Raw genomic sequence first — 6,924 nt, 5'->3', positions numbered from 1 at the left:
CACCTACAGTGCACTTGATATAAAGACAGACAATGAAATTTATCATATAATATTTGAAATCAATAATTATAAAGGAGTCATTTTCGTTTCTGTTGATGGTAATGATGATAGAAACGGTTCTAAAGATGCTCCTGTCAGAACAATAGAAAAAGCTATTGAACTTGCTCTAGATGAAGATTTTGGCTCTCACGAGATAATCGTTCTTCCAGGAACCTATGATGTCTGCGACATTGATATAGACTATACCTATCTCATAATCACAGGTTCTGGAATAAATGAAACCATATTTGATGGGGATGGATTCACCGGTGGAATGTTTTCAATATTCGAAGGAGACCTCACCATAAAGAATCTAACCATTATGAATGGTGTAAATACCGTTTCTTCAGGAGGAGCATTTACTAATATGGGTAACTTGACTTTAGATAGGGTCTATGTTACAAACTGCCAAGTAAAGAATGTGAATGGTGCGGTGATCTATTCTGTAGGTAATTTGAATCTCATCAATTCAAGCTTTGTGGAAAATACCGCATTGTCAGGTAATTATGCAAGCGGAGGAGTAATCTACACTGATGGATATTATACAAGCCTAAGCTATCCTCCAAGCTTGAACATTACAGATTGTGAATTCATCTCCAATTCTGCAAAAAGCAGCACCTTTGGTGGTGGAGCTATCTACATGCAATACGTAGATGGCTTCAAATCCATCAAAAACACCAAATTCATCAGCAATCAGGCGATGTATGGTGGAGCAATATTCATGCAGAACTGCATCGGAGACTTTTTGATGGACAATGTCAGCTTCATAGGAAACAAGGCAACAGGAGGTTCCAGCACCAGCCCATCCTATGGTGGAGGAGCATTGAATCTAATAGGCAAGACTGATGGCAGAGTAGGAAACATAACCATCACAAACAGCCTGTTTGAGAATAACACTGCAAAGAATACCCGTGGTGGCGGAGCGATATTGGATAGAAACGTGGACTTGAACATCAGCAATTCTGCAATAATCAACAATAAGGATAGCGATAAGAACATTCAAATCTACAAGGACACTACAGTTTACTTCCCTAGCGGTGGTAAAATAGTCTTGGAGGACAATTGGTGGGGAGTAAATGATTTAAGTGAATTGTCCACCATAGCTTCCAATGCAAGCATAGGAAGATGGGTTCTTATGGATTTGGCTGTTGAGGAAATCAACGATTCCAGTTCAAATCTATTCGAATATCAAGTCACAGTATCCTTGGATAAATACAATGACGGCACTTTAATCAAGGACAATCCAAATCATGACATCTATTATCCATTTGAACGCGTATTCAAATTGGACTCATCAAATGGCTCATTCAATCCAAAATCAGCTATTCTAGTAGATAATGTTGGAGAATCAGTCTATTCATCCACTTCAAAAAGCAATATTATTACTGCAACAATTGATAATCAGTCCTTGGAATTCGACACATCCAAGCTTATCAATGCAAGCCTATCTCTTGTAGTTGATGATATTGTGGTAGGGGAATCTTCAAACATCAAGGTATTCCTCTTTGACAAGGATAATGTTCCAATAAGCATCACAGTCAATGTCAATGTCAACGATAAGGATTATTCTGTAGTTATTAGGGATGGAAAAGGTTCAATTGATATAGATCCTATAAACGAGGCCAACACTTATCTGGTTCTTGCAAGCTATGATGATGCGATTTATGGATCCAAATCTTGTGAGGCCATATTAACCGTTTATGGTCCAGGAAATGTTACTGTCAAACATACCGATGCAGGAGATGCAGCAGACATCCAAGCAGCTATTGACGCTGCAAACCCTGGTGATATTGTAAGGTTAGGCGATTACAATTACACCGATGTCTCTAATGTGAATATCACTAAAGATGTAGCTATTGTAGGCAGTGAAGCTACAAGAATCACTTCAGCAAGCAATGGAAATCCTATCTTCAATGTACCTGCAAAATCTGAAAACGGCCCTGATAGTGTCAATATCACTGGAATTGACTTTAAGGTCAACAATGGGGATATGATTGTCAAAGCTATTGCAGATAATGACACAAGCAATCCATTGTCCATTGACACTCAAGCAATCAGCATTACAGACAACACAATTGAAGCGATAGACGAAAGTGTTGTACCTGAATCTGTTACCGTATTGCAGCTTGAATCAGAAAGACCGGTGCTTGCTCCAAGCAATGACATTGCAATTACAGGCAATACAATGGATGCAGGAATCAATCCATTAGACTTTGATGTAACAAGTGTAAGCTCTGGAAGTGATGTAAACATTCCTGTCGGCCCAATAGGCAAAGACAGAATTGAAACCCAAATAGTTTATGAAAACATGACTACAACAGCTGTTGATGTTGATACTGATGGAAGGATAGGCGAATACTTCTACATTACATTGAAAGATAAAGAAGGCAACTTATTGAAGAATAAGCATGTCCAAATCGGATTCAATGGTAATGTATACGACAGAGACACAGATGAAAACGGTCAGGCAAAACTTCAAATCAACCTTAAGAATGCAGGTACCTACACCTTTGCTGTAAGCTACCTTGGTGATGAGGATTATAATGGATCATTCATCGTTGCGAAAATCGTTGTCAACAAGCAAAAAGGAAGCTTAACAGTTCCAGCTAAAACATATAAAGCAAGTGCAGCAAGCAAAACCTTAACCGCAACATTCAAGTCAGCAAGCGGAAAAGTGGTAAGCGGCAAGAAGATCACATTTGCTGTAGATGGCAAATCTTACAGCGCAACCACCAATGATAAAGGTGTTGCAACCGTTAAAGTATCTTTAAGCAAAAAAGGAACATACAGTTTCACAGCTAAGTTTGCAGGAAATACAATGTATGCGCCAATCAGCAAAACAGGGCAACTGGTGATAAAATAAGTTTTAAGAGGTAGTTATCGGTAAATGGGTTAACTGGTGATAAAATAATGCAAATGCTGTATTAAGTTTTCAGTAAAATAATTTTTAATTTAAAGGCAATATCCAATTTAATTGAATATTGCTTTTTTAATAATTTAACGGTGTAATATTCAATTTTAGTAATAAATATTTTTTTAAATATTCAAAGATAAAAAAATAATTATATAGGTATATTAATTTATTTATTAATTTTTAATGGGGATTTTTATGAAATTAAATAAATCAATAATCATTGCTTTAATATTATTGGCTTTGATTTGCATTCCTATAAGTTTTGCAGAGGAATTGGATGCAGATTTAGCTGATACAAGCTTAGAGTCTCAAAGCATAGATAATATTGATGGTGATGTAATTTTAAATGATTATAGTTCAAATGATGATTCCAATTTAGAAGATTCAATTTCTGATGATGATTCTGATTTGGATTATTCAGCATCCGACAATAATAAGGAAGACAGTTTAATCAATTCTAAAGATTATGATAACGTAAATCATCCAGTAGGTGAAGCAAATACTAAAGATTATAATTCTCCTAATTTAGATACAAATTTTACTAACTTAAATGTAAGTTTTTCAGATTCTAATACAATCTTTGTAAATGCTTCATATACTGGAGATGAAGAGTCTGGAACTTTTGAAAATCCATTCAAGACTTTGAATTCTGCTTACAATCAATTCATAAGCAGTTCAAATACCAAAACAAACATATTTTTGGCAAATGGGCTTTATCAAATCACCAGACGAATGACCATCAACAAGAATCTGAACCTTGTAGGTGAAAGCACTTCAAACACCATCATTAGTGGTGGAGACAGATATCAAATACTCTATATCTCCCCACCAATGACTTATGGTGCTGTAAGCCCTCTTGTAAACATATTCAATTTAACCCTTTCACATGGGATTTCATATTATGGAGGCGCAATTTATGCCAATGAAAGCGCATTGCACATTGTCAATGTGAATTTCATCAACAATACCGCAAACAACACTGCCTATATTGGATCAGTATATCCTGGAAGCGGAGGAGCCATATACATCGATAAGGCATTTGTAAAGATTTACAATACAACATTCATCAACAATAAGGCTTCTGGAAAAGACGATTCATACGGAGGGGCATTGTTGAATGATATGGGTGAAACCACTATAATCAATTCAAGGTTCATTGAAAACAATGTTACAGGATATTCCGGATGTGGTGGAGCCATTTATGACTATAGCGGAATATTGGTGCTCTTCAATTCAACAGTAAGCGACAATACCATCTATTCCAACTATTCAATAGGTGGAGGAATCTGCACTTGGGCTTCACATAATATATACATACTCAATTCAACAATCGACAACAATCAGCTTTATGGAAACTATACATTCGGTTCAGCAATCATAAACAAGGCAAATTACCTCATTATGCAGAACACTACAATCTCCAATAATTTGGCAAACGGCACAAGTGACAGCAATGGTACTGTATTCAATTTAAATGGAATAATAAACAGTTCCAATCTTCAATTTGAAAACAATATAGCTAAAAATCCCCAAAACAGTATATTCATGTGCCTTGAAGACCAATTGATTCTTGAAAGACCATTCAGCGAAGATCAATTGACTAATTTGCCTTCCAAATATGATTTAAGGGATTATGGCCTTGTAACATCCGTAAAAGACCAAGGAGGTTCAGGGTCCTGTTGGGCATTTACAACTCTTGCTGCTATGGAATCATATCTCTTGAAGTATGAAAACGTCAGCTATGACTTCTCTGAAAACAATATGAAAAATCTTATGGGTTACTATGGATTGAACGGTACCGACTGGTCAGATGGAGGTAATCATTTCATGTCCCTTGCTTACCTATTGCGCTGGAGCGGACCTATAGATGAGGCTTTGGATCCTTTTGATGATACAAGCCATAGCTCAAAATCCAATTTGAATCTCACCAAACATGTTCAGGATGCCCTGTATATTCCTGTCCGTTTGAATTATTTGGATATCGACCAAATCAAGGCTGCATTGATGACATATGGTGCATTATATACCACAATTCACGCTGACGATTCATTCCAATACGCTCCAGATTATTATTTGGATGTAATATCCGTATCCAACCATGCGATTACTATAGTAGGTTGGGACGACAATTACTCTGCAGACAATTTTGATGTCAGACCTCCTGGTGATGGTGCATTCCTCATTAAAAACAGTTGGGGCACTAACTATGGTCATGAAGGATATTGGTACATCTCATATTATGACAAATCATTTGCAGGCTATGGATTGGACAGCATATCTGCAATGGCATTCACCAATATTGAAAATGTGACAAACTATAAGACAAACTATCAGTACGACATATTGGGAAACACCTTTGAATCCATAGGTTTCTCCTGCAGCACTGCATGGTTTGCAAATGAATTCATTGCTAAAAACAACAATCCGTTATCTGCATTCGGTCTTTATACCTATGGAGATTCAAGCTATTTGGTCAACATCACAGTAAACGGTGTTGTAAAATACATTCAGGAAGGATTAATCAAGGGCGCAGGTTATCACACAGTCAAATTGGATGATTTCGTTGAACTTACAAAAAATGACATTTTCAGGGTGGCTGTAAGATTAACCACTCCAATTACCATATTCCCTGTAGCTATTGAAGCTCAAAGGTCTTCATACAGCAGTGGGGCAGATGCAGAGGAAGGCCAATCATTCATCAGTCCAGACGGCATCGAATGGTATGACTTGGCATTATACAACAAGCCGGTCAAATTTTATCAATTCGCTGAAGATTATACCTTGGAAAAGGCCAACGTATGCCTTAAGGCATATGCTTCAGGATATGCAGACGTATTTTTGAATGTCAAATCAAATGCCAGCGTCTATTATAAGGGAGATACTGTAGAGGTGACTCTCACCATAACCAATGAAGGGGACTTGATAAATGACATTAATGTCAGCACCATTTTAGATTATGGCGCTTCAGTGAAATCTGTAGAATACTATAAGGGAAGCTTCGATTTCTCATCCAAAGTATGGCATTTGGACAGCTTGAGTCAGGATGAATCAGTTGTATTGAAACTTAAATTGTCAATGAATCAGGTCAAGGACATTTTCACTGTAAGATTCAACTTCGCTTATCCAGGATTCGTGCCGCAAAATGCAAGCAACTCTGCAGTATTGCAGTTGTATTACGGTGGTCTAACCAAGTTTGTTCAAGTTGAAAACATAAGCACAAAGGCCAAATCACAGGATGAGGTATTGATAAGATTGCTTGATTGGAGTTCAAACCCTCTCGCTGGAAAAACTGTAGTGATCTCATTGATAGGCAGTGAAAATAATGGTATTAGTTTTACACCTGTTTCATTGATAACTGATAGCAATGGGTATGCAAAGTTCATATTGGACTTGACTGCAGGAGACTATGAGTTCTTGGCTTCATTTAATGGAAGCAACAATTACAGTTCAAGCAATATGACCTTTAATGTAAGCGCCTTAAGAATCAATAGCCAAATCAATATTCTTGGAGACTATGATTTAGGCAATATCACTACATTTGTATGGTCCAATGATGAGCTTAAATTCTATTTGATTGATGAAAGCTCAAAGATCATCAAGGATAAGATTATTCATTTAACCAATACTCTATCAGGTCAAAATTACACTTTAGGAAGTGATGAAGATGGAATCTTCAAGTTCAATCTTAATTTGACTCAAGGAACTTATGGTTTTGATATGAAATTCTTAGAGGATGAGGTTTACAGCCAATCAGACTTAAGCTTCATTGTAAATGTCTTGAGGAAGGATTCCCCTAATATTTCCATTGAAAAGGATTCATTGAATGTTTATGAAACCTTGAACATATTGTTGAAGGACAACGACGGCAATGGAATTGCAAACAAGCTTTTAAGAATCATCATTTCTGACAATAGAGGCAATGAAGAGGCATTATATGCCGAAACCAATGATGATGGAATTGTTGACTTGAC

Annotated in this window: 2 protein-coding genes; both read left to right on the top strand. The window is 36.7% G+C overall.

Features of this window, described 5'->3' with window-relative positions:
• Nucleotides 1-2,902 (top strand): Ig-like domain-containing protein (locus tag ACKI67_RS05115; RefSeq protein ID WP_407462342.1); only part of this gene is annotated, 2,902 nt, incomplete at its 5' end.
• A 246-nt stretch (nt 2,903-3,148) separates the two neighbouring features.
• A partial coding sequence (locus ACKI67_RS05110; RefSeq protein ID WP_407462341.1) for a lectin like domain-containing protein occupies nt 3,149-6,924 on the top strand: 3,776 nt, incomplete at its 3' end.

The sequence above is a fragment of the Methanobrevibacter sp. genome (assembly GCF_045577275.1).
GTDB lineage: Archaea > Methanobacteriota > Methanobacteria > Methanobacteriales > Methanobacteriaceae > Methanobrevibacter.
This window is presented reverse-complemented; position numbering and strand designations above follow the sequence as displayed.